The 24,912-nt window shown below is 44.5% G+C and carries 23 protein-coding genes; 19 read left to right on the top strand and 4 right to left on the bottom strand.

Features of this window, described 5'->3' with window-relative positions; all coding sequences use genetic code 11:
• Nucleotides 1–135 precede the first annotated feature (135 nt).
• The 3 genes from FLAVO9R_RS17830 to ubiD form a co-directional block, all read right to left on the bottom strand.
• Nucleotides 136–1,494 (bottom strand): hypothetical protein, encoded by a 1,359-nt coding sequence (locus FLAVO9R_RS17830; RefSeq protein ID WP_159533501.1) that lies wholly within the window; start codon nucleotides 1,492–1,494, stop codon nucleotides 136–138.
• Nucleotides 1,495–1,730: 236 nt separating this feature from the next.
• Nucleotides 1,731–2,426 carry an NAD(P)H-flavin reductase gene (gene fre, locus FLAVO9R_RS17825; protein ID WP_159533499.1) on the bottom strand — a complete coding sequence of 232 codons (696 nt, stop codon included), beginning with the start codon at nucleotides 2,424–2,426 and terminating at the stop codon, nucleotides 1,731–1,733.
• A gap of 23 nt (nucleotides 2,427–2,449) precedes the next feature.
• Nucleotides 2,450–3,937 carry a 4-hydroxy-3-polyprenylbenzoate decarboxylase gene (gene ubiD, locus FLAVO9R_RS17820; protein WP_159533497.1) on the bottom strand — a complete coding sequence of 496 codons (1,488 nt, stop codon included), beginning with the start codon at nucleotides 3,935–3,937 and terminating at the stop codon, nucleotides 2,450–2,452.
• Between the two features lie 247 nt (nucleotides 3,938–4,184).
• Between ubiD and FLAVO9R_RS17815 the strand changes: the two genes are divergently transcribed.
• The 3 genes from FLAVO9R_RS17815 to FLAVO9R_RS17805 all read left to right on the top strand — a co-directional run bounded on the left by FLAVO9R_RS17815 (nucleotide 4,185) and on the right by FLAVO9R_RS17805 (nucleotide 8,103).
• A complete protein-coding gene (locus FLAVO9R_RS17815; protein ID WP_126871752.1) occupies nucleotides 4,185–4,436 on the top strand; it encodes a TIGR02647 family protein in 252 nt (83 codons plus the stop codon).
• Between the two features lie 208 nt (nucleotides 4,437–4,644).
• The gene (locus FLAVO9R_RS17810; RefSeq protein WP_159533495.1) at nucleotides 4,645–5,289 is read left to right on the top strand and encodes a tetratricopeptide repeat protein; all 645 of its coding nucleotides are present in this window, start codon (nucleotides 4,645–4,647) and stop codon (nucleotides 5,287–5,289) included.
• 480 nt (nucleotides 5,290–5,769) lie between these two features.
• Entirely contained in the window at nucleotides 5,770–8,103 is a 2,334-nt protein-coding gene (locus FLAVO9R_RS17805; protein ID WP_159533493.1) for a TonB-dependent receptor, read from the top strand.
• A 160-nt stretch (nucleotides 8,104–8,263) separates the two neighbouring features.
• On the opposite strand, the gene FLAVO9R_RS17800 is transcribed toward FLAVO9R_RS17805, so the two are convergent.
• Nucleotides 8,264–9,949, bottom strand: a complete 1,686-nt coding sequence (locus tag FLAVO9R_RS17800) for an alkaline phosphatase D family protein (protein WP_159533491.1) — start codon at nucleotides 9,947–9,949, stop codon at nucleotides 8,264–8,266.
• 211 nt (nucleotides 9,950–10,160) lie between these two features.
• On the opposite strand from FLAVO9R_RS17800, the gene rnr reads away from it, so the two are divergent.
• The 16 genes from rnr to secY all read left to right on the top strand — a co-directional run bounded on the left by rnr (nucleotide 10,161) and on the right by secY (nucleotide 24,906).
• A complete protein-coding gene (gene rnr / locus FLAVO9R_RS17795) occupies nucleotides 10,161–12,473 on the top strand; it encodes a ribonuclease R (protein ID WP_159534715.1) in 2,313 nt (770 codons plus the stop codon).
• Nucleotides 12,473–13,210 carry a 23S rRNA (guanosine(2251)-2'-O)-methyltransferase RlmB gene (gene rlmB / locus FLAVO9R_RS17790; protein ID WP_013786232.1) on the top strand — a complete coding sequence of 246 codons (738 nt, stop codon included), beginning with the start codon at nucleotides 12,473–12,475 and terminating at the stop codon, nucleotides 13,208–13,210. The genes rnr and rlmB overlap by 1 nt, the downstream gene beginning before the upstream one ends.
• A gap of 501 nt (nucleotides 13,211–13,711) precedes the next feature.
• A complete protein-coding gene (locus FLAVO9R_RS17785) occupies nucleotides 13,712–15,397 on the top strand; it encodes a S8 family serine peptidase (protein WP_159533489.1) in 1,686 nt (561 codons plus the stop codon).
• Nucleotides 15,398–15,627: 230 nt separating this feature from the next.
• Complete coding sequence (locus FLAVO9R_RS17780) at nucleotides 15,628–17,004, top strand: DUF4397 domain-containing protein (RefSeq protein WP_159533487.1); 1,377 nt, start codon at nucleotides 15,628–15,630, stop codon at nucleotides 17,002–17,004.
• A 143-nt stretch (nucleotides 17,005–17,147) separates the two neighbouring features.
• Nucleotides 17,148–19,235, top strand: a complete 2,088-nt coding sequence (locus tag FLAVO9R_RS17775) for a GAF domain-containing hybrid sensor histidine kinase/response regulator (protein WP_159533485.1) — start codon at nucleotides 17,148–17,150, stop codon at nucleotides 19,233–19,235.
• Between the two features lie 323 nt (nucleotides 19,236–19,558).
• The gene (gene rplN, locus FLAVO9R_RS17770; protein WP_013786228.1) at nucleotides 19,559–19,927 is read left to right on the top strand and encodes a 50S ribosomal protein L14; all 369 of its coding nucleotides are present in this window, start codon (nucleotides 19,559–19,561) and stop codon (nucleotides 19,925–19,927) included.
• A gap of 12 nt (nucleotides 19,928–19,939) precedes the next feature.
• Complete coding sequence (gene rplX / locus FLAVO9R_RS17765) at nucleotides 19,940–20,254, top strand: 50S ribosomal protein L24 (protein ID WP_013786227.1); 315 nt, start codon at nucleotides 19,940–19,942, stop codon at nucleotides 20,252–20,254.
• Between the two features lie 17 nt (nucleotides 20,255–20,271).
• Nucleotides 20,272–20,811 (top strand): 50S ribosomal protein L5, encoded by a 540-nt coding sequence (gene rplE / locus FLAVO9R_RS17760; protein WP_013786226.1) that lies wholly within the window; start codon nucleotides 20,272–20,274, stop codon nucleotides 20,809–20,811.
• An 11-nt stretch (nucleotides 20,812–20,822) separates the two neighbouring features.
• The gene (gene rpsN / locus FLAVO9R_RS17755; protein ID WP_013786225.1) at nucleotides 20,823–21,128 is read left to right on the top strand and encodes a 30S ribosomal protein S14; all 306 of its coding nucleotides are present in this window, start codon (nucleotides 20,823–20,825) and stop codon (nucleotides 21,126–21,128) included.
• A 13-nt stretch (nucleotides 21,129–21,141) separates the two neighbouring features.
• Nucleotides 21,142–21,534, top strand: coding sequence for a 30S ribosomal protein S8 (gene rpsH, locus FLAVO9R_RS17750; RefSeq protein WP_013786224.1), 393 nt, complete (start codon nucleotides 21,142–21,144; stop codon nucleotides 21,532–21,534).
• A gap of 13 nt (nucleotides 21,535–21,547) precedes the next feature.
• Nucleotides 21,548–22,081, top strand: coding sequence for a 50S ribosomal protein L6 (rplF, locus tag FLAVO9R_RS17745; protein ID WP_057795824.1), 534 nt, complete (start codon nucleotides 21,548–21,550; stop codon nucleotides 22,079–22,081).
• Nucleotides 22,082–22,093: 12 nt separating this feature from the next.
• The gene (gene rplR / locus FLAVO9R_RS17740; protein WP_041453128.1) at nucleotides 22,094–22,447 is read left to right on the top strand and encodes a 50S ribosomal protein L18; all 354 of its coding nucleotides are present in this window, start codon (nucleotides 22,094–22,096) and stop codon (nucleotides 22,445–22,447) included.
• Nucleotides 22,448–22,456: 9 nt separating this feature from the next.
• The gene (rpsE, locus tag FLAVO9R_RS17735; protein WP_013786221.1) at nucleotides 22,457–22,957 is read left to right on the top strand and encodes a 30S ribosomal protein S5; all 501 of its coding nucleotides are present in this window, start codon (nucleotides 22,457–22,459) and stop codon (nucleotides 22,955–22,957) included.
• A 6-nt stretch (nucleotides 22,958–22,963) separates the two neighbouring features.
• On the top strand, nucleotides 22,964–23,143 hold the full coding sequence (gene rpmD / locus FLAVO9R_RS17730) for a 50S ribosomal protein L30 (RefSeq protein WP_013786220.1): 180 nt from the start codon (nucleotides 22,964–22,966) through the stop codon (nucleotides 23,141–23,143).
• Nucleotides 23,144–23,146: 3 nt separating this feature from the next.
• On the top strand, nucleotides 23,147–23,581 hold the full coding sequence (gene rplO / locus FLAVO9R_RS17725; RefSeq protein ID WP_013786219.1) for a 50S ribosomal protein L15: 435 nt from the start codon (nucleotides 23,147–23,149) through the stop codon (nucleotides 23,579–23,581).
• Nucleotides 23,582–23,586: 5 nt separating this feature from the next.
• Nucleotides 23,587–24,906: a preprotein translocase subunit SecY gene (gene secY, locus FLAVO9R_RS17720; RefSeq protein WP_013786218.1), complete on the top strand. Its 1,320-nt coding sequence runs from the start codon at nucleotides 23,587–23,589 to the stop codon at nucleotides 24,904–24,906.
• Nucleotides 24,907–24,912: the final 6 nt, after the last annotated feature.

Raw genomic sequence — 24,912 nt, 5'->3', positions numbered from 1 at the left:
TATCACCATACTGGATACGAGAGAAAGCAACAAATAGCCTTAACGTGTGGAGAAGTTAATTGTCGAATTAAAAGGTGTATTAAGAATAGCCTCTTCAAAAAGAGGCTATTGCCAAAGGTGAAAGTAATTTGCTAACTATCTTGCTATATAAAGGGCACCAAATGAAGAATTACTCCAATCAGATAAAGATTCAAGATAATCAGTTGTATTTAGTACGTCTTCTACTCGCAGATACAAGAACCCTGACTCTATTTCCTGTGTTATGTCTAAATCTAGTTCGAAAGGTAAAACAACATCATCAAAATTCAGCGTATCAAGAATGCTCATTGAACCTTGAGCGGGAGTGGTCAAGCTGAAAGAAAATTCACCACCTGAACTGAAATACAGGTAAACATTGTCGGCACCGGTATTGGAGAAATCATAATCGTCGCCTGAAAGCATATCTTGAGCGGCTTCAAGGAATGGGGTTGGTTCCATCACGGTAAAATCGACGACGCCTGCATAATCTGAATCGACCGAAACACCAGACACCATGTCCATCCAAACGAAACCTTCTATGTCATCAAAAAGTATCTCATCATAGGTTGTTTCTTGAAATGTAAGATAGGTTTCCAAGTTTTCGCTTTCGCTGTAAATAGGTAAACTTTGCGGTAAAAAGGCGAGTGAGTCAGCGCCTTTGTAAAAATCAAAAGAGTGTAAATCTTCAATCTGGCTAGAACTTGATACGCGGTAAACGCTTTCAGTAAATACAGGTGTATTGGTGACTAAATAAGGAACGTTTGTATTAAGGTGTGCATCTGATAGCGAAATAGTATTCGTGCTATCAACGTCATAATCAGATATCTGAGTGCTGTACACCTCTATTTCTTGGTACGGCTGGCCGTTAATGGGAGTTGAAATAACGACTGCTAAACTAGGCCATTCGCCATCAACCGTTCTACACACTTCGGCTTCAGCCACTTCGTCAATGCTAGATAAATACGTTTGCTCATTAGTATTGGCCGCAGATGCACGCACATTAACACTGCCTGATGCCGTAAATTCACTGATATCAAAAGTGACACTCTCGCATTCACATTGAGTCACATTATCATCGGCACCGGGAAAGGAGATCATATTAAGAATTTTATCGGCAGTAACCGACACGTAGGTTTTTACTTCAGGAAAGCGGCCACTGTCGCCGATTGAGAAAGTAATTGAGCTGAAAGTGGCTACATCACCATAGTCTATCGTAATATCGCCATTTTCATCGGCTTCATAGACTTCTACAGCGTCGCCTGATGCATCATGCCGTACGATAACCGCTTCAGGTTGGGGAGTAACAGTGCCGCACTTCGATGTGTAAGAGGCGTTAACAATATATTCAAATGATGAGTTTCCGCCACCAGAGCCGCCGGATGGAGGCGTTTGAGTGTCTGGGGTACTATCGCTACCACCGCAGCCAATCAAGCCCATGGCGGCTGAAGCAACAAGAAGATTTTTGGCGTTAAACATGATTTACTCCTACATACGTTAAGAAAAGGCGCAAGCAAAAGCAAAAACAAACAATTAAGGTGCCAAAGCTTCTTGCTAGGCCAAAAAGGGCTATCCCGCCCTTTGGATACCGATTATAACAAAGCAACTCGTTGAGCAGTCAGTGGAAAGGTGCTCAACGCTTTGTTAATCAATTTTCATACTATCTCTATATGTACAGAGCCACCATTTTAAAATGTAACAATATGTATGTATGTTTAAATAAACGCGAAGGCATCGCCAAATAGATTTTCTACTTTTAAGCCGCGAACGGTAAAGTCTTCACGTACGGTTTTAGCCATTTCAAAACGTCCAGCAACATACACTTGCATGTGTTCGAAGTCTGTATGGTCGGCTAATACTGCATGGTGAACCCATCCTGTTCTACCTTTCCAGTCGTCTTCGGCAAATTCCACTACAGGTACAAAGGTAAAGTTATCGTGCTTGGCAGCGAGTGCATTTAGCGCTTCTGATAGATATAAATCACCGGCATGACGGCCTCCCCAATAAAGGGTAATAGGCGTTTTATCACCGCTGTTCAGATGCTGCTGTAAGATAGAGTAGGTATAGGAAAAGCCTGTGCCGCCAGCGATTAGTACCATCGGCAAGCCGTTTGATTGCAAAAAGGCTTCACCGTTATTTACGCTAAGACTAATTTCGCCTTCTTCTTTCATACGACTCAATACTTCACCGGCAAAAGTATTGCCAGGCTCTGCGCCAATGTGAAGTTCAATGCGTGAATTATCATAGGCGGCATTGGCAATAGAGAAGGGGCGCTTGTCTTTTTCGCCCATATCAATAAGTGCGTACTGGCCTGCTTGAAAGGCAACTGGCGCGGGAGGTGTTAATTCGATTTTGTATACTACGTCGGTTAACGGCGTGATGCTGGCAACCTTACATTTAATTTCTGACATGTAATCTCTTCTTACGTTTGCTGTTAGCGTTTCGCCGTTGGTAAGTCCATGATACCAAGTTCATCCCAGATATCATCCACCCGTTTTTTCACGTCTTCGTCCATCACAATGGGTTCGCCCCATTCACGGTCGGTTTCACCGGGCATTTTATTGGTGGCGTCCATCCCCATCTTCGACCCAAGGCCAGACACTGGCGAAGCAAAATCTAAATAGTCGATGGGAGTATTTTCAATCATAACCGTATCGCGGGCCGGATCCATACGTGTGGTAATCGCCCAAATTACGTCGTTCCAGTCGCGGGCGTTTACGTCGTCATCGCACACTATCACAAACTTGGTGTACATGAACTGTCGTAAAAACGACCATACACCCATCATTACGCGCTTAGCATGACCCGGATATTGTTTTTTCATGGTAACCACAGCCATGCGGTAAGAACACCCTTCTGGCGGTAGGTAAAAGTCTACAATTTCTGGAAACTGCTTTTGCAAAATAGGTACGAATACTTCGTTTAATGCTACGCCTAAAATAGCTGGCTCATCAGGCGGGCGACCGGTATACGTTGAATGGTAAATAGGATCTTTACGATGGGTAATATGGGTTACCGTAAACACAGGGAAGTCATCAACTTCGTTGTAGTAACCCGTATGATCGCCGTAAGGCCCTTCGGGCGCGACTTCGTCTTGTGCAATATAACCTTCCAGAACAATTTCAGCACTCGCGGGTACTTGCAGGTCGTTACTTATCGATTTAACCACTTCGGTTTTATCGCCTCGTAACAACCCTGCAAAGGCATATTCGGAAAGGGTGTCAGGCACAGGAGTAACGGCACCTAAAATAGTGGCCGGATCGGCCCCTAGTGCTACGCTTACTGGATAGGGCTTTCCTGGGTGAGTTTGGCACCATTCACGAAAATCGAGCGCACCACCACGGTGAGATAACCAACGCATAATAAGCTTGTTCTTACCGATAACCTGCTGGCGATAGATACCTAGGTTCTGGCGGTTTTTATGCGGGCCTTTGGTCACACTTAAACCCCACGTAATAAGCGGCGCGGCATCACCGGGCCAGCAACGCTGGATAGGCAGTTTACCTAAATCGACATCATCACCGGTTAGCACGACTTCTTGGCAAGGTGCTTTTTTTACGACCTTGGCGGGCATATTCAGTACCTGTTTAAAAACAGGCAATTTTTGCCATAAATCCTTTAGTCCTTTAGGTGGTTCGGGTTCTTTTAAATAGGCCAGTAATTCGCCCACTTCTCGAAGTGCCGCAACCGACTCTTGCCCCATTCCCATTGCCACACGTTGTGGTGTGCCAAATAAGTTGGCCAATACAGGCATGCTATGGTTTTTAGGGTTTTCAAATAATAGCGCAGGGCCACCGGCACGTAGTGTGCGGTCAGCTATTTCGGTCATTTCTAAATCGGTATCGATTGGCTGGCTAATGCGAACCAATTCACCTTTGGCTTCCAACTGGTGAATAAAGTCACGTAAATCTTTGTACTTCATTTGAACAGGGGGTATCCGCAGACTAAAGTTAGGAACAAGAATATACTATTTCGACACAAAGTCCGATCAGTTCAGTGGGCTAAAAGGGTGGCTTCTCAGATTTTAGCGGCGTATGTTGATAAAATAATCTGGACACCCTGAGTAAATGGTAGTCTGATAGCGTTAGTGCGGTTGAACTTCAAGTAGTTGAACTGTCTATACAAAAGAGTGAATAACAATAATACCCTTTTTTGCCTAAGGTGAGTGTATGACAATATTTGACCAGGACATGCTCGACGAACTTAACTTATTAGTTAAGTTTCCTACAGACAGTTTATTACAAGGCCTAAAAATACATCACGATGCCAGCCAATCAATGGTGAATGCCGCATCAAGACTTTATACAAAGGGTTTGATTACTCAGCCTGATGGCGGTTACCTTACCGATTTAGGAATAGATTTGGCCGATCACTCCCGCCATCTACAGTCCGCGCTGTGTAACCGCAAAAGCAGCCACTAGCGAATACGGGCTTGAAGCGGGGCTGCCACAAAGCCCCGTTAAATTACCATTAAGTATTCGCTGTAATGGCCGATAATTAAACATAGCCAATAAGGCCTAGATGCAATAGCGTTATATACATACCGTTATTTGTTTCCCCGCCTTTATATCTGAACGATTTAAAAGTGTTACTTTTAAACATTAATTTCTAAACAAAGAAGCCATTGATATGAAATTGTATTCACTGCCCACAATTTGTTTATTGCTTTCTTCGCTTTTCAGCGCAGCGGTGTTGGCTGAAGGGGAAACTATTGATGAAATTCGTGCGGTGCAGTTATACGATCAAAATGCGCTTATCGATATGATTAATGCCAATACCCACTTAGATAAAGTGGTCACTGATAGATGTCAGCTGGTGCAAGACATAGAAGCCCGTGCCGATATACTTAAAGTGCCCGCGTATCAGTTTTTATGGGGTGACATGTTAGCGTGGGGTGTGTGTGTCGACGCAGAGCCCGCTCGAGGTATGACTCACATTGAAGACGCAGCAAATCAAGGCTTTCCAGCTGCTTTAGAACAGCTTGGCCGTTATTACGCCAATGGTACATTGGTGCAACAAGACAAAGAAAGAGCGGTGGTGTATTTGCGAGAAGCCGCGGCAATGAAAAGCTTAAAGGCGCAATTGCAGTTAGTTGAATTGTTTCTAGACGGCTACGGTAGCCCCTATGATTATCAAGATGCTTACCAATGGCTGCACAATTCAGTCACTAACGACAAAGCGCAACATCAAAAAATAGCCAGTTACTTAAGCAAGCTTGAACAGCTAATGCACCCTAAAGCAGTACGCGCAGCAAAACGCCCATTGGACAGCTAATCCACTTAGGCTAGCAATCACTGGTAGCACGTTCGCTCGCCATTAAGCACGTTCGCTAAAAAGTATATGGCGCGCTCGAAAACTTCCCCCACTGCAACAATGCTTGAGCAAATTCACTTCGCCCGCAATTCATTTAAACTGCAATATAGTTCGTCCGCAATTCACTTAAACCGCAATATAGTGCGACTTTAATAAATTAAGATCGCAAGAAAAAACATCCAGTAGGCTATCAATAGCCTCTTACTCCAATCCAACACATTCATTGTGTACTTATATACGTGCATGATATTTATTGGGTTTTGAAACATGTTGTCATAAAACTGCCTCTTACCTGTCACCTTCGCTTCATCATTTCGTCTTATAACAAGATTAGATTCATCTGCTTTGCAGAGCTCTGACCACTACTGCAATAAACCATGAAAAAACACACTCAATCAAGCGCACAACACACTAACGAAATATTCATTAAGGGACAGACACATGTTTTCAAAAACCCTATTAGCCAGCGCTATTTTTAGTGCATTGGCCGCTCCAACATTTGCTAATACAGATTCACCAGCAGATGAGAAAGACTACATTGAAGAAATTACTGTTACTGCTCAAATGCGTGAGCAATCGATAATGGATGTTCCGGTAACCATGGATGTAATTTCAGGCGACTTTCTAGAACGCACTAACATTATGGAACTTGATGAGCTATCTCGCGTTTTGCCAAACGTGCAAATACAAGAACAAGCGGTAAGCCTGCCTTCATTTAATATTCGTGGCGTTACAGACGACGGATCTTCCGTTTCGGCCACGCCACGTATCTCCGTATATCAAGATGGCTTCGATATCAGTAAGAAAACCGTATCAAGTGTGGCGCTTTACGATATTGCTCGCGTTGAAGTATTAAAAGGCCCGCAGCCCACACTATTTGGTGTTGCCGCGGCTAACGGTGCTATCAGTATTCACTCTCACTTGCCTACCAATGAAAAGGAAGCAACGGTTCAGGTAGGTTACGACACTGAGTCGGGTAAAGAAGCCGAGTTCATGTTCAATACACCTATTAATGACAATCATAGCGTGCGTATTGCGGGCTTATATCGTGAGATGGACGGTATTGTAGAAAACAATGCGTGTTCTGAAGACAGTTATTATGGCAACGCCGACATGATTGACCATTTAGGCAATACCGTACCCTGTAACAGCGAAGACTTACAAGGCATATCAGTGCAGGCCCTTCGTGGTACATGGAAGGCCAGCTACGATAACTTTGAAATAATCGCCCGTGCTTCAATGGAATATAACGACCAACCGGGTATTGCCTTTAAATCAGGTTCAATTGCCCCTAATGGCGGCGATACCAGCCCGTTTACGGCTGCTGAATTTAGTATGGGGAGCGAGCTTGGCATTGAGCGTACGCTGCAGGCCTACGATATTTCACTAGATTACGATATTAGCAACAGCTTAATGTTTCATGGCGATGCGTATTATAAAGACGTAGAAGTGAGTGAAGGGTTTGATGCCGATGGTTCAGCCCTTAGAATTCAAGATGCCTACTTCGATAACGATGCAACACTAAGCGGTGGATCTATGCGCTTGGTTTATGATTCGGGCGAAAAGCTGGTGGCTTTTGTGGGCGCCTCTGTAAGCCAAGATGATTCGATACTGCCGTATTACGTTATGGTAGACCCGTTTGTACGTGGCACCTTCGACGCGGTAAAAGCTCAACTAGAAGCCTCAACCAATATTCCGTTAAATCAAAATATTGCTACCGATGCCTCGCTTGAAGAAATTGAAGCTTTGCGTGCTATGTTAGTGTCTTCATTGTTTAATGCCGACGGCACGCCAATTTCAAGTGCAGACTTTCCCTCAACTATTATTCAAGGCCCTTATATTTTTGAGGCAGAGCTAGATATCACGTCTTATGTGGCTGAGGTATCTTACTTTGTGACTGACAAGGTGAATGTGACCGCTGGTGTACGTTATATTGATGAATCACGCTATACCAAAAACACCTATACATTAGATTCAGGCACATTTGAATTTGAGGGTGAAGGCGACTTCGACGATACGCTACCTCGCTTTGCCGTTAGTTATGACATGAACGATAGCTGGAATTTTTACGCAAACTACGCGCGCGGCCGTCGCTCACCCGTAGTTAATGCGGATTTTTCTGGGGTATCGACAACCAAAGCTGAAATTGTTGATAGCTACGATTTAGGGGTTAAATACCAAAGTAACAATTTCACTTTCTCAGGCGCGATTTTTACGTATGAATATAGTGATTATCAACAGTCTTATACTGATCCTGAAACTTTGCAATCCATTACCGTAACTGTGGGTGATTCAACCATGTCGGGCATTGAAGGCATGGGAACTTACCATTACAGCGATACGTTATCGATAACCGGTAGTATCGGCTTCTTAGACGCAGAGTTTGCTGATGAAACGGCTGATGGTAGTCCATTCCAGTATGCCGGAAATAAGTTTCGTCTAGCACCTGAGGTGAGTGGTGCTATTAATATTAATAAGGAATTTGAAGTTCAGAACTGGTTAGTGAATGTGAATTGGCTAACGAGCTTCCAGTCTGAAGTATTCTTTGAAAGCAGTAACTACCCTGGTTTGTCGCAAGATACTCATTCATTGACAGATATCTCTGTACAGTTTTCACAAGAAGCAAGCAGCTTTGCGTATGAAGTGTATTTAGAAAATGCCTTCGATAAAGAGTATGTGATTGATGCTGGTAATACCGGCGGTGGTTTAGGTATTCCTACTTATGTTCGCGGTATGCCGCGCATTGCAGGCGTGCGTTTCTACTATAGCTACTAATATCGGTAGCTTTTCAATAATAAAAAATCCCGTTTCGCTTTTGGCGGTAACGGGATTTTTTTTGTCTTGGTGCTAGGTGGCAAGTAACGCGGCTAGCGCTTTACTAGTCTCAATCCAGCCACTACTTACTTTTTTTACTTAGCCACTAATCAGGCTTTCGTCAGCCCTCAATGACAAACTCATGACTATTTACTGTGCTGGCAGACGTGGATTTAATGGAATCTACATAACGCCACGTGGCAACCGCCTGTTTTTCAGTAAAAGATACCGTTAAATATCCCCGCTGATGCAAATTGCAATATGCTAAATCATCGATAAGTACAGGAAGATCTTCCGCCATGGTTGTCGCAGCGTCAGCATCCATTTTCAAATAATGCTCCATACCCGGCGATGAGACACTGGGTGTGGCCAGCTCTGTTGCCACCGCTGTGCCATCTTGCAAGGTTAAGGTGTTATGCCACGCATTGTGCGTGTCGCCTGCTAACGCGATCACAGGTTTATTTAATTGTTGCACTGCCGTTAGCAATTGTTCCCTTTCTACCGGATAGCCATCCCAGGCATCAAGGTTGTATGGCATGGCAGCGGCTAGCAGCTTTTCTTCTTGTGCTGAAATGGTTTCTCCGGCTAGCTTTCTGCGTTTGCTATTTGCAAGGGCGTGCACATGAGCAGGAATTTTTTCAAAAGGGACACCATTAAAGATAGAGGCAGGAAACATCATGCGGCCAATTAAAAGCTGCTGCCCTAATACTTGCCATTTCGCTTTGCTATTGTTCATGGCCGTATTAAGCCATGTTCGTTGAGCAGCACCCAGTAAGCCTCGTTCTGGCGCACTAATCGCCTTGGTAAATCCGGGTAAATCAAAAGCCTCGGAATCGGGCGCATCAGGGTCGCGAAAGTCGCTATAGGCTAATTGCTTGTCTCGCGCGAGAACACGGGTATCTAGCATGTATAGGTCAACTAAGTCGCCAAAGGTAAACTGGCGGTATATTTCTAATCTGCTTTCGCCAAAGGTAGGTCGAATGGGTAGCCACTCATAATAGGCCTGCACCGCCGCGGCCCTGCGCGCATAAAAATCCCCTTCATCTTCTTGATGATTTTCTGCGCCATCTTTGTAGGTGTCGTTAGTGATTTCATGATCGTCCCACACCACAATAAAAGGCTTAGCACGGTGTAAATCTAATAAACCTTGGTCGTTACGATAGAGCGCGTAGCGTTTACGGTAATCTTCAAGAGTATAAAGCTCGGTGTCGTTGTCTTTAGCAAACGTGCGGCCTAATTCTTTAGCATGTTCGGTGGCATAGCCTTCGCCATCATATTCGTAAATGTAGTCGCCTAGATGTAATACAAAATCAATATTCTGTTGTGTCGCAGCATCAGCATACGGCGTAAAAAAGCCCGCAGGGTAGTTAGAACATGAAAACACCCCGAACATTACCTGGCTTACGTTGTCTTTCGGCAAGGTTAATGTTGTACCTACTTCGCTCATGTTATTTGCGCTTTTAAAACGATAGTAATAGCGGGTGGCTGGATTCAAACCGGTGACATCAACTTTAACGGTATAGTCTCGTGATTGCTTGGCCTCGGCAATATCACTGGCAACAAGCGTACTAAAATCTTTTGAAGTTGATACTTCCCATAAAATGTTGGCGTTTGCTGCGCTTTTGTCGGGCAAAGCGCGGGTCCAAAGTATAACGCTATTATGCAGTGGGTCGCCGCTTGCAACCCCATGAGTGAAGCTGGCACTATCTTGAGGCTTTTTAGTAGAAACACAGCCGGCTAAGCCCGTTGAAATGGCAACACTGGCACCGGCGATAGAACTTAATTTAATAAAAGAACGTCTGTCCATAAGGCGTGTCCGTAAACGTTATTTTTTTAGTGATTGAGAACTAAAGATATATCGAAAGAGTATGACACTGGCATGGCAGTTTTATAACGCAATGTTTTGTGTAGATTGCTGTTATACTGTGCGTAAATCGAACGCTTTAAAATTGCCACCCCTTGAACAGGGCAACAGTGTTTGAAAAATGAATAAACTAACGAGGCGACAGAACAACTCTATGAGTGATGATCCGCATTATCAGCGCGAGAAAGAAAAGTACGAAAATCCGGTAGCAAGCCGGGAGTTTTTGATGAGTTTATTGAAAGAAGAAGACAGACCTATGTCTTTTCTTGAAATATGTACGGCAGTGAATGCCGAAGAAGAAGATGCTCGCATTGGCATTCAGCGCCGCCTTCGCGCTATGGAGCGAGAAGGGCAAGTTCAGTTCACCCGTCAAAAGAAGTATATTCTTCAAGATCAAGATGAGTTGTTCCGCGGTAAAGTGATTGGCCACCGAGATGGCTACGGCTTTTTGCGCCCCGAAGATAAAAGCGGTGATCTGTTCATTAGTGCAGGCCAAATGAAACTGTTTTTACATGACGATATTGTAGAAGCGCGAGTAAGCGGTACTGACCGTCGCGGTCGTAAAGAAGCCTTTATTACGCAAGTGGTAGAGCCGCGTTCAGAGCCTATTGTTGGTCGCTACTTTGTAGAGCAAGGGTTTGGCATGGTTGTGCCAGATGACAGCCGTCTACAGTATGAAATTGTTATTCCCCCTGAACATGTAAACGGCGCCCGTATGGGGCAAATAGTGGTGGTTGAGCTTACGCAGCGCCCACGTCGTAAAATGAGCCCAGTGGGTAAAATTGTTGAAGTACTAGGTGAACATATGGCGCCTGGTATGGAAATAGAGATGGCGCTTCGCACCTTTGATATTCCGCACCAATGGCCAAAAGGCGTTACCAAACAGGTTAAAAGCCTTACCGAGCAAGTGCCCGATGAAGCAAAAGAAGGGCGAATCGATTTACGTCAGCTTCCACTTGTTACCATCGATGGTGAAGACGCTCGTGATTTTGATGATGCCGTATATTGTGAACCGTTAGATGATGGTGGTTGGCAACTATGGGTAGCCATTGCGGATGTCAGTTACTACGTACGAAATGGTACTGCATTAGACGATGAAGCCCAGCAACGGGGCAACTCGGTGTATTTCCCCGAGCAAGTTATTCCTATGCTACCGGAAGTGCTGTCTAACGGCTTGTGTTCACTGAACCCAGAAGTTGATCGCTTGTGTATGGTGTGCGAGATGACCATTACCGCCCAAGGTAAGTTAGATACTTATCAGTTCTATGAAGCCGTAATGAACTCTCACGCTCGTTTAACTTACACCAAGGTATGGAAAATACTGCAAGGCGACAAAGACCTTCATCAACGATATGAAGCACAAGTGCCGCATTTGCGTGATCTTCACGACTTATATCGTTCGCTGAAAAAAGCCCGTCAGCACCGTGGTGCTATTGAGTTTGAAACCCAAGAAAGTAAGTTTGTATTTAACGCCCAGCGTAAAATTGAAAACATCGTGCCGCTTATCCGTAACGATGCCCACAAACTTATTGAAGAGTGCATGATTTTAGCTAACGTTAGTGCTGCACTAACACTGTCTGAAAATGAAGCGCCTACACTATATCGTGTACACGATAAACCCGATGCCGATAGGCTGACAGCTTTCACCAGCTACTTAGCTGAAATAGGCGTGCCGCACAAAATTACCGATGAAGCCTTACCGGCAGATTTTACCGATGTGGTATTAAAAACCCGTGGTCGTCCTGACGAAGAGCTGATTCAAACCATGTTGCTTCGCTCAATGAAGCAGGCTATTTACGATGGCGATAACCTAGGTCACTTTGGCTTAGCCCTTGAAGCCTATGCGCACTTTACGTCGCCTATTCGTCGTTACCCAGACTTAGTGGTTCACCGTGCGCTGAAAGGTATTATTGCTAAGCAAAAAGGTAAAAATACGGTTTCAGGTGCGAAGAATTACACGGTTGAAGAAATTGAACAGCTAGGCGAACAATGCTCGATGACCGAACGTCGTGCCGACGACGCTACCCGTGATGTTGCTGATTGGCTTAAATGTGAATTCATGCTTGACCACGTTGGCGATACCTTTGAAGGCGTAGTCAGTTCAGTGACAAACTTTGGTTTGTTTATTCGCTTAACCGAATATCACATCGATGGCCTTGTGCATATCACCTCGCTAGATGATGATTTTTATCACTATGACCAAGTAAAGCAAATACTGGCAGGTGAGTCTGGACATCGTCAATTTAGACTAGGCGATACCGTAGAAGTGAAGGTGGCTGCGGTTAACCTTGATGAAAGAAAGATTGATTTATTGCTGGATAAGTCTATGCTGCGCGGCCCCGGCGGCAAGAAGGTTAAAGTAGCCAGTGCGAAGAAGCCGCCTAGAAATGCCAAGCGAGGCCCTAAAAAGGGCGCGCCAAAAGGCAAAGGGGCACCATCGCGTTCGAAGAAAGGGGATAAGCGTTAATGGCACAGCAAGAATGGTTATATGGTTTACATGCAATGCAGTCGGTTTTAGAACAAGAACCAGAGCGTGTAATGGAAGTTATGGTATTAAAAGGCCGTAACGACGAGCGTTTGACTAATATTGTTAATCAAGCACGTCGATTTGGTATATCAGTACAGTTTTGTCAGCGTAAAGCACTAGACGACAAAGTTAACGGCGAACAGCACCAAGGCGTGGTCGCCAGAGCGAAACCCGCTCGTGTAATGGATGAAGCTGACTTAGATAGAATCTTAGACAAAGAAAGTAAGCCCTTATTGCTTGTGCTTGACGGTATTACCGACCCGCATAACTTAGGTGCCTGTTTGCGTACCGCCGATGGCGCGGGTGTGCATGCAGTGGTAGTACCGAAAGATAAATCGGCCAGCCTTAACGGCACTGTGCGCAAAGTCGCGTGCGGAGCAGCGGAAGTTATCCCACTTATTCAAGTGACTAACTTGGCGCGTACGTTAAAGCACCTACAAGATAAAGGTTTATGGATTGTGGGCACAGCGGGCGAAACCGACAAAACCCTTTACGATATAAAACTAGATGGCCCAACCGCACTAGTAATGGGCGCTGAAGGTAAAGGCATGCGCAGGCTTACCAAAGAGACCTGTGATGAATTAGTGAAGTTACCAATGGCAGGTAGTGTAAGTAGCTTGAATGTATCGGTAGCTACTGGTGTTTGCTTGTACGAGATAGTGCGCCAACGTGGCTAATTAGCTCATTTCGTCGCTAAACAATTATTCATTACACATGTAAGCCGTTAACCTAACCGTAAGCGGCTTTTTCATTTCTGAAACACGTTAGGGCAGAGATAAGTTTGATTTAAGTTATTTTTAAGTTTTACTAATTTCTGAATTAACATTTACTTACAAATTGATGCTTTACACTTAAATATCACGCCCTGCCTGCATTTGCCAAAATTCCAACGCTACTAAAGCACAATCCAATCTGCAACTTACGTATATATTTTCAACATAAGGAACGTAACGTAATACTTAACTCGTTGATTCAATGCTTAATAGTTAATTGGTGCGTATTGGGTGTATTACCTAATGCCATGATAAAAGGCATGTGGGCCGTTGGCGAATTCGAGCATGGAGTGCTTTCGTAGGAAGTAGCGTTTGCCCTGAATGTCTATTAATAACAACGAAGTTTCAAAAACGCTGTAAAGCGTTGAAACACGACAAGACAGACAACAGGAAATAAAAGTGAATATGAAACACACAAGTATATCAGCCATTGCCCTTGCAGTATCTGTAGGGTTGGTCAGTCACGCTGCAACAGCAGCAATAACAAAAAATGCGACAGCGATAAACACCACCAATGCACCAGTAAAAGTTGAAGAAAAAGCATCGCTTCAATCTTTACTCGGCAAAAGACTTGTAATAAAAGGTAAGTCTGCACAAGAAGAGCAGCGCTATATTATTAAATTCAAAGAAACATTAACTACAGATGTCATTAGCAATGCCAGTAGCAGTAAATCTGGCTCAGCTGAGCTAGTTCAAGCCACTAAATCTACTGTAAAGCGACCTTTTGAAGTGCAATCTGCCCGCAGTGAAATACAGAAGGTGGGGGGAGATGTTCGTAAAGAGCTTGGAAAACATCGCATGATGGCGGCGTCTTTAAGCCGAAATGCCCTGAATAAACTGCGTAACAATGCAAATGTAGAAAGTATTGAAGTAGATGTAAAACGCACACCTATGGCACAAACCACCCCTTACGGTTACACCATGGTACAAGCTAATCAGCTTTCGCAAGCAGATACTACCGCTCGACGTGTATGTGTTATCGACACGGGATACAACCTAGGGCATCCAGATTTACCTGGCACCAACGATGGTGTAACCGGCCAGGCGAATAATAGTGCCGTAGGGAATTGGTATAACGATGGTAACGGTCACGGTACTCATGTTGCCGGTACCATTGCCGCTTATGACAATAGTGAAGGGGTTGTTGGTGTTTATCCTGGCGTGAATCTACATATCGTTAAGATATTCAATGACAATGGCGATTGGACCTACGCCTCTGATCTTATTGACGCTATTTCACAGTGTCAAAGTGCCGGGGCTAACGTGGTAAATATGAGTTTAGGCGGTGGCAGCGCTTCAACGACAGAGCAAAACGCGATGCAAGATTTCACTGATGATGGCTTACTTCTGGTTGCCGCTGCAGGTAATGCAGGTACAAGCGCTAAGTCATATCCAGCCTCTTACGACGCAGTAATGTCGGTAGCCGCGGTTGATTCAAATGAAAATAGAGCAAGCTACAGTCAGTACAACGACCAAGTTGAAATAGCTGCACCGGGTAGTGCTGTTTATTCAACATACCCCACCGACACATATGCTTCTTTAAGTGGAACTTCAATGGCTACGCCTCACGTAGCGGGTGGTGCGGCCTTAGTGTGGAGTTATTTCCCTCAGTGCTCAAACACCCAAATACGTAATGCGTTGACATCTGCTGCCGAAGATAAGGGGGCAAATGGACGTGATAACTTATATGGTTTTGGCCTTATGCAACTTGAGGATGCTTACAGCTACCTGAATACTAACGGATGCGACGGCAGTGGCGGTTCAGATCCAGGTACCGACCCAACTGTTGAGCCGGTATCAGGTCAACTGACGGGACTATCTGCATCACAAAGTAATTGGAATCGTTATACGTGGACTATTCCTGAAGGCGTGACGACCATGACGGTACAAACGTCTGGCGGTAGTGGTGATGCAGACTTGTACATGAAGTTTGGGTCGCAGCCAGAAACCAGTGACTTTGATTGCCGCCCTTACGAGAATGGTAATAACGAAGTGTGTACGTTCCAAGCACCCGCTGCGGGTACGTGGCATATCGGAATTCGTGCTTACTCGACTTACAGTGGCGTAACGTTATCGTATTCCTATGAATAGTTAACCCACAAATAAAAAGCTCGCCCCTATTACCTTATGAACAGGTAATAGGGGCTTTTTTGTATAGAAAGACAAAAATACTTTTGTAGTGAATTGTCAGCTTTGTAAAGGCTGCGTAAAGGTGTGAACTATAACAAGCTTTGTAGTGCCATACGGCAGTATAGTTCACGCCTTTCTGGGCAGTGTAACTCCCTTCAAACAATCACGAATTTAGTAAGGACGTTCAGTATATGCAATTTCAATTTCCGGCTTGGTTACGAAACGTAGCTATCGGTCTGGTGGCAATTTCAGGGTTAGCTGCTTGTGGTGGCTCTGACAGCAGCTCCGATTACTCGTATGCTTATATACAATTCTATAATGCTTCGCCAAATGGTGCGAATGTAGAAATGCGAGAAGTCGATGGAGATAGCTTTGGCTCTGCGCAATTTGGTGATACTACTGCGATGTACTCAATGGACAACGGTGAAATTGAACTTGAGTTCATTCGCACCGACTCAGATGACCAAGAAGTGCTTATCGATACTTACACCGTTAATCTTAAGAACGGTGACAAGCACCTTATCGTTATGAGTGGCGATTTTGCATCACCGATTCTCAGCGATTACAGCTATACCCGTGAAACGCTAGAAGATCACTTCAGGTTATTCGCATTGTCTGTAACCATTGATGAAGGTTCTTACGACTTTTATTTAGCTGAGTCTGGCGACCCGTTTGAAGCGGCAAACTTCTTAGGTACGGTAACTGCATCTGAAATGATTGAGTTTGACTACTGGGATCCAGATGACGACAGCGACTACTTTGATGAAGATGAGTACACCATTTATTTAACCGAGCCAGGAAGCACTGAGGTGCTATTTGAATCACAGACACTAGACTTTGCGTACGAAACTGAATATCTACTCACAATGCGTGATGTAAGTGGCGCAATCCAGTCAGGTTTGGTTGTAGATACTATCTTGAATTCATCATCAGTGACGGCGTTAACCGACGTTGAAGCAGATTCACAGTACCGTATTTATAACTCAACAAATATTACCACTGCACTTGATGTGACCTTTGGTGGTAACACTGATGAAGAGGATGTTGCTTTTTCTCTGGATGCGGGGGAATTATCTGAATTCACTGAGATTGGGTATGGCGATTACCGCGTAACAGTAACGGATACATCTGGTGAGGCAACAACGCTAAGTAATAAGCTTATCACCTTGAACCAAGGTGAAAGTAAAGCAATTCTAATCTACGAAAAAGCGGGTGCACTTGGCGCGGTAACATTCGTAGAAAGTGGGCTGCCTCAAGCGTACGATAAAACAGTAAACTTCATTAACTTGGTTGAAGACTTTGATGATGTGGACTTCTATCTAGTGCGTAACGATGAAACTATCGATACCGCAGAATACGACCTGCAAAATCTAGAGTTTGGCGAAACGGACAGTGAAGTATTACCGTCTGATTACTACGAAATCATTGCCGTTTACGAAGATGATAATGAAGAACAGATTCTGCTAGATCGTACAGCCTTGTTCGGATTTAACGAAGAAGAGAACTATATTGTTACGGTAGAACCAGCAGATACCGCAACTGGCTATGAAATTAACATTTTGTATTAATCACTTATGTGCAAACTATACTAATTGTTAATGCTGGTCTGCTTTAAATACCGAGAGTTTCAGATACCTTTAGAAAAGACTATTACTTTCCCGTAATGGTCTTTTTTGTCTCTAGGGCTTTTTAAGGGAGGGCTGAAAACCTCATGAGTGTAATTAAAGATCTTCACAAAATTACCACTGATGGTGCTTTGTCTTTCAGTGAAAAAGTGGCTCGATTACTCGAAATTGGCACTGAAGTTTTAGGCCTCGAAACCGGCATTGTTAGCTACGTGCATAACGGGACCTATACGGTGGTGCAGGCTATTTCTCCATTAAATGAAATTGTAAGCGGCGCTGAATTTCCGTTATCTAATACCTATTGTGCTGATACTGTAAATGCAAATGGTATCGTGGCCTACAACGACGTTGACGTTATGCCAGGCAATAGACATCCGTGCTATTCCCTCTACACATTAAAAAGCTACTTAGCCACCCCTATACATGTGAATGCTGCCTTATATGGCACACTGAACTTTTCTTCCACTACGTCGAAGACCGATGGGTTCACCGCTGTAGATTATGATTATTTGCTGTTACTTGCCGACTGGATAGGGGCAGAGGTGACACGTGAAGAAGCGTTAAGCGAAATCATTTCTCAGAAAGACGCATTAGAAGAACAAAACGCACTGCTTAATCAAATTACTGAATTGGCGGGGGTAGGTACGTGGGAGCTCGATTTAGAGACAGGTGCACTTAAGTGGTCAGCGTCTTTGAAGCGCATGTTTCAAATCAACGACAAACAAGAAGTCACACCAGCACATGCACTTAAGTTTGTGGCAAATACAAAAGTGCGAAATGTCTACGAATCTAAAATGGAGGAAATTGCCAGAACCGGGAGCGACTGGGCTTACGAGTTCGAAATTATTACCGATGGCGGAGAAAAGCGGTGGTTAGAAAGTCGAGCACACCCCATCATGAAAAATGGAACCTGCCTTAAAATCATTGGCGCGACCCGGGATATAACTGAGCGTTTTAACACCACCCAATCTTTGAAACAAAAAACCGCTATTGCAGAACAAGCACTAAAAGCACGTAGTGAGTTTCTTGCGAACATGAGTCATGAAATACGAACCCCTATTCATGGTGTACAAGGCATGCTCGAAACCCTTTGCAGCACGTCTCTTAATGAAAAACAGAAAGAATATACACATGTCGCAATGCGTAGCTCGGAATCGTTGCTCAACATCGTGAATGATATTTTAGATTTTTCCAAAATTGATTCAGGCCATATGACCTATGATGTTGAGCCTGTAAACTTGAAAGAATTAATTGAGCAACAAGTTCCCATGTTTAGCCGCTTAGCCGATAAAAAGGGGATTGAATTTATCACCGAAACGGCGGCTGTTTCAGATACATTATTTCTCGCTGATTCATTAAGGCTAAGTCAGATACTGATGAACCTTTTGAATAATGCGGTGAAGTTCACTGAGAAAGGGTCAATTAAAATTAGTACGCGATGTACTAAGTATGGTGTGGGGCGCTTTAAGGTTAAGCTAATCGTTACCGATACGGGTATTGGTATTAGCGATGAACAGCAAAAAGTTATCTTTTCGCCATTCCTTCAGGCTGAAGAGTCGACACAGCGACGCTTTGGCGGCACAGGTTTAGGCTTGGCCATTGTGAATAATATTGTTGAGCATTATGACGGCAATGTAGAAGTATCAAGCGCGCTTGGGGAAGGGGCGCGATTTATCGTTACCATGACTCTCGATTGTGCAAATGCCGGCGTGTTGAAAGAAAAGACTATCGCAGCAAACAAGGCAAAGCCGCTTTGCAAAAAAGTGTTGTCAGAATCACGAGTGTTAGTCGTGGAAGATAACGAAATAAATCAGATAGTCATTAAAGAGCAATTAAAAGAAATTGGCGTGTCGGTAGAGCTAGCCAACAATGGTGCCTTAGGCCTAGCAAAGGTGAAAAGTGCGATAGCGCGGAAGAAGCCATACGATCTTATCTTCATGGATTGCCACATGCCGGTGATGGATGGGCTAGCTGCCACGAAAGAAATAAGGGCGCTAGGTGAAACAGTCCCTATCATTGCACTTACTGCAAACGCGATGAGTGGCGAAAAAGAAAAGTGTTTGAGAGCAGGAATGGATGATTTTATATCGAAACCTGCAGGCGTTACGCGGCTAGGTGACTGTATTAACTACCACTTGTCTCATAAACAGGAGAGGTTCAGAAATCCTGCTTGATAGCCAACATTTGGTTATCAGCCCCGACAATGCTGAGGCTTTTTTATGTGTACCTATAAAACCACAAGACAAACGATAAAATTCTGAGTATAATGCGCACAAGTTTCCGGCACATTTCGTGCGCCCCTCGCGCTTTTCATAAGCGATTTACTCAAATTCCCCATCGATTAAAAATAATCCAATTTAACGCTATCTCTAGCTCAAAATTTCTGTTATAGTTTCGCGCCCTTTTTATGGGGGTATGTATATAAATTCAACAATGTTTGTTGGGTTTAGCAGCAATAACGACTCGGCAGAGTCTCATAATAGAGCGGAGCACTAACATGATCCAAATGCAAACTAACCTGGACGTTGCAGATAACAGCGGCGCTCGCAGGGTTCAGTGTATTAAGGTTCTTGGTGGCTCGCATCGCCGTTATGCAGGTATCGGTGACATCATCAAAGTTACTGTGAAGGAAGCAATTCCTCGCGGTAAAGTTAAAAAAGGTGACGTACTGAATGCAGTGGTGGTGCGTACTAGAAAAGGCGTTCGTCGTGCAGATGGTTCATCCATTCGTTTTGACGGCAACGCAGCTGTTTTGCTTAACGCAAACAAGCAACCAATTGGTACGCGTATCTTTGGACCGGTAACCCGTGAGTTGAGAAGTGAAAACTTCATGAAAATCATCTCATTGGCCCCAGAGGTACTATAAGGAGTCACGATAATGGCTAATAAAATTCGTCGTGATGATGAAGTAGTCGTATTAGCGGGTAAAGACAAAGGCAAACAAGGCAAAGTCCTTAAAGTGCTTATTGCTGATAACCGTGTAATTATAGAAGGTGTTAATCTTATCAAGAAGCACACTAAGCCAAACCCACAATTGGGTGTAGCTGGTGGGATTGTTGAGAAAGAAGCTTCTATTCACGTTTCTAATGTTGCGATTGTTAACCCGGCAACGGGCAAAGCAGATCGCGTTGGTTTCCGTTTCGAAGATGAGAAGAAAGTTCGTTTCTTCAAATCTAACGGCGAACTTGTTTAATTATATTGGAGAGTACGATGGCGAAACTGCATGATTTCTATAAAGAAACAGTAGTAGCTGAACTTGCTAAGCAGTTCGGGTACAAAAGCGTCATGCAAGTCCCTCGGATTGAAAAAATCACTCTAAACATGGGTTTAGGTGAAGCAATTGCTGACAAGAAGGTGCTTGAGAATGCTCAAGCTGACATGGCGGCTATCGCCGGTCAGAAGCCGATTGTTACAGTTGCTAGAAGATCAGTAGCGGGCTTTAAAATCCGTGAAGGTTATCCGATTGGCTGTAAAGTAACCTTACGCGGCGAGCGTATGTGGGAATTCCTTGAGCGTTTGATTTCAATCGCTATCCCACGTGTTCGCGACTTCCGTGGTTTGAACCCTAAGTCATTCGACGGTCGTGGTAACTACAGCATGGGCGTGCGTGAGCAAATCATTTTCCCTGAAATCGATTTCGATAAAGTGGATAAAGTTCGTGGTATGGATATTACTATCACTACCAGTGCGGACTCAAATGAAGAAGCACGTGCTCTGCTGGACGCGTTCAACTTCCCATTTAAAAAGTAGGGTGTAGGGTTATGGCAAAAGAATCAATGAAGGCCCGTGAAGTAAAGCGCGCTAAGCTAGTAGCTAAGTACGCAGAAAAACGTGCCGCACTTAAAGCGACTATCAGCGATGTTAACGTATCTGAAGAAGAGCGTTGGGACGCTGTTCTTAAGCTACAACAACTGCCACGTGACTCAAGTTCTTCACGTCAGCGTAACCGCTGCCGCGTAACTGGTCGTCCACATGGTTACCTTCGCAAATTCGGTCTTAGCCGTATCAAACTGCGTGAAGCAGCGATGCGCGGCGAAGTCCCTGGCCTTAAAAAAGCCAGCTGGTAAGGAGTAGCTGATAATGAGCATGCAAGATCCTATCGCGGATATGTTTACCCGCATCCGTAACGGCCAAATGGCAGAAAAAGTTTCTGTAGTTATGCCTTCTTCTAAACTTCGCGTAGCAATTTGTGAAGTATTAAAGTCTGAAGGTTATATTACTGACTTCGCTGCATCTGGTGACGTTAAGCCTGTTTTAGAAGTTACGCTTAAGTACTTCGAAGGCAAGCAAGTAATTGACACTATTGAGCGTGTAAGCCGCCCAGGTCTGCGAATCTATAAGAAAAAAGATGAGCTTCCTAAAGTAATGGGTGGATTGGGTGTCGCGATCGTGTCGACTTCTAAAGGTGTGATGACTGACCGTGCAGCGCGTAACGCTGGCATGGGCGGTGAGATCATCGGTTATGTAGCATAACGGAGGAGTTGAAATGTCACGAGTAGCAAAAGCCCCAGTAGACTTGGTTTCAGGTGTAGATATTTCTATCGCTGGCCAAGAAATTACCGCAAAAGGTAGTAAAGGCACTTTGACCCGCGTTTTTAACGACGCTGTAGAAGTTGTACAAGAAGAAAACCAACTGAAAGCACTTCCTCGTGAAGGTTTCGCTGACAGCTGGGCGCAAGCAGGTACTGCTCGCTCTCTTCTTAACGCAATGGTTCAAGGTGTTTCACAAGGTTTTGAGAAAAAGCTTCAGTTAAATGGTGTTGGTTACCGTGCGCAAGCACAAGGTAGCAAACTAAACCTGACGCTTGGTTTCTCTCACCCAGTAGTATACGAGATGCCTGAAGGCATTACCGTTGAAACGCCTACGCAAACTGAAATCGTCGTGAAAGGCGCCGATAAGCAGGTTGTAGGACAGGTTGCGGCGAACATTCGCGCTTACCGTCCACCAGAGCCTTACAAAGGCAAAGGTGTACGTTACGCTGACGAACATGTACGTCGTAAAGAAGCTAAGAAAAAGTAGGTGGGTGATACGATGGATAAGAAAACAGCTCGCATTCGTCGCGCTACACGCGCACGAGCAAAAATTCGTGAACTGGCCGCGCATCGCTTGGTAATTAACCGTACACCTCGCCACATCTATGCTCAGTTAATCGCTCCTAGCGGTTCTGAAGTATTAGCAGCGGCTTCTACTGTAGATAAAGAACTTGCAAAAGATCTTAAGTCAACAGGTAACGCTGAAGCAGCGGCGATAGTCGGTAAAGCAATTGCAGAACGCGCTAAAGAGAAAGGCATTGAAAAAGTGGCTTTCGATCGTAGTGGTTTTAAATACCACGGTCGCGTTAAGGCATTAGCTGATGCAGCTCGCGAAGCTGGCCTTCAGTTCTAGGAGTTTATAATGGCTAAACAAGAAGTTCAGAACGGTGAACTATTAGAGAAATTGATTGCTGTTAACCGCGTATCTAAAGTGGTTAAAGGTGGTCGTATCTTTAGTTTTACTGCATTGACAGTAGTGGGTGACGGTAATGGTCGCGTAGGTTTTGGTTACGGTAAAGCACGTGAAGTGCCTGCTGCAATCCAGAAAGCTATGGAAAAGGCACGTCGCAACATGGTTGACGTTGACCTTAACGGCCACACGTTACAGCACCCAATTAAAGGTCGTCACTCTGGCTCTAAAGTCTACATGCAACCAGCATCAGAAGGTACCGGTATCATCGCCGGCGGTGCAATGCGTGCAGTACTTGAAGTAGCTGGTGTACAGAACGTACTTTCAAAATGTTACGGTTCTACGAACCCAATCAACGTTGTTCGTGCAACAATCAACGCGCTGACAGAGATGAATTCTCCAGCGAAAGTTGCTGCGAAACGTGGATTGTCTGTATCAGAAATTTTGGGGTAATCAGACATGGCAACGATTAAAGTAAAGCAAACTAAAAGTGCGATTGGCCGTCTGCCAAAGCACAGAGCTACGCTTAAAGGTTTAGGCCTTCGTAAAATCAACCATGTTCGTGAACTGGAAGATACGCCAAGTGTACGCGGCATGATTCACCGTGTTAATTACATGGTCGAAATAGTCGAGGAGTAAGTTATGCGTTTAAATACTATTGCTCCTGCTCCAGGAGCTAAACATTCTGGTAAGCGTACTGGTCGTGGTATCGGTTCAGGTCTAGGTAAAACAGGTGGCGCAGGTCACAAAGGTCAAAAAAGCCGTTCAGGTGGCCGTGTTAAGCCAGGATTTGAAGGTGGTCAGATGCCACTTCAGCGTCGTCTTCCGAAATTCGGTTTCACATCACGTAAGAGCTTCGTTACTGACGAAGTAACTCTTGCAGAAATCGCAAAGGTTGATGGTGATACAGCATCTCTAGAAACTTTAAAAGCAGCTGGTCTTGTGAAAAAAGAGATTCAGTTCGTTAAAGTTATCAAGAGCGGTGAAGTATCACGCGCTGTTACAGTAAGCGGTTTAAAGGTTACTAAAGGCGCTAAAGAAGCGATTGAAGCTGCTGGCGGTAAAGTAGAGGAATAAGCTAGATGGCTAAACCAGGATTGGATTCAGGCGCGAAAAGCGGCTTGAGTGAGCTTAAAGCAAGATTGTTGTTCGTACTCGGTGCGATTGTTGTATTCAGATTAGGTTCTTACGTTCCTATTCCGGGCATCGATCCAGCTGTACTTGCTGACTTGTTCGAGCAACAGAAAGGTACCATTGTAGAAATGTTTAACATGTTCTCCGGTGGTGCGCTTGAGCGTGCATCCGTTCTGGCTTTGGGCATCATGCCATACATTACTGCATCAATTATTATGCAGTTGCTCTCGGTGGTTCATCCACCGATGATAGAGCTTAAAAAAGAAGGCGAAGCAGGTCGTCGTAAAATTAGTCAGTACACACGTTATCTAACGTTGGTATTGGCTATCTTCCAATCAATTGGAATATCGACGGGTCTGCCTAACCTAATTAATGGACTGGTATTGAACCCTGGCTTCGGATTCTACTTTACGGCAGTAGTGAGCTTGGTCACAGGAACGATGTTCCTAATGTGGTTAGGTGAGCAAATTACTGAACGAGGTATCGGTAACGGTATTTCTATATTGATATTTGCTGGTATTGTTGCCGGTCTACCAACAGCGATAGGTCAGACGGCAGAACAAGCAAGACAAGGCGACATTAACCTGTTGTTCTTGTTGTTGATGGCTGTGATTGTTATTGCGCTTACATACCTTGTGGTATTTGTAGAGCGCGGACAGCGCAGAATTGTGGTAAACTACGCAAAGCGTCAGCAAGGCCGTCAGGTTTTTGCCGCGCAAAGCACGCATTTACCACTGAAAGTCAACATGGCTGGTGTTATTCCACCCATCTTTGCTTCCAGCATCATTTTGTTTCCGGGTACTATCGCAGGATGGTTCGGACAGAATGAATCTACGGCGTGGTTGCAGGACGTAGCACTTATGCTATCTCCAGGTCAGCCCCTGTATGTGATGTTATACGCAACAGCGATAATCTTCTTCTGCTTCTTCTACACGGCGTTGGTTTTCAACCCGCGTGAAACTGCGGATAACTTGAAGAAGTCTGGTGCGTTTGTACCAGGTATCCGTCCTGGTGAACAAACATCACGTTATATCGATAAGGTAATGACTCGTCTGACTCTGGCAGGCGCGCTGTACATAACCTTTATTTGTTTGGTGCCTGAATTCATGCTAATTGCCTGGAATGTTCCGTTCTACTTCGGTGGTACGTCGCTTCTAATTATTGTGGTGGTTATCATGGACTTTATGGCACAGGTGCAGACACATTTGATGAGTAGTCAATATGAGTCTGTTCTGAAGAAAGCTAATCTTAAAGGCTACGGCCGTTAAGTTAGC

The organism is Alteromonas sp. 38 (assembly GCF_902506055.1).
In the GTDB taxonomy this organism is placed as follows: domain Bacteria; phylum Pseudomonadota; class Gammaproteobacteria; order Enterobacterales; family Alteromonadaceae; genus Alteromonas; species Alteromonas lipotrueae.
This window is presented reverse-complemented; position numbering and strand designations above follow the sequence as displayed.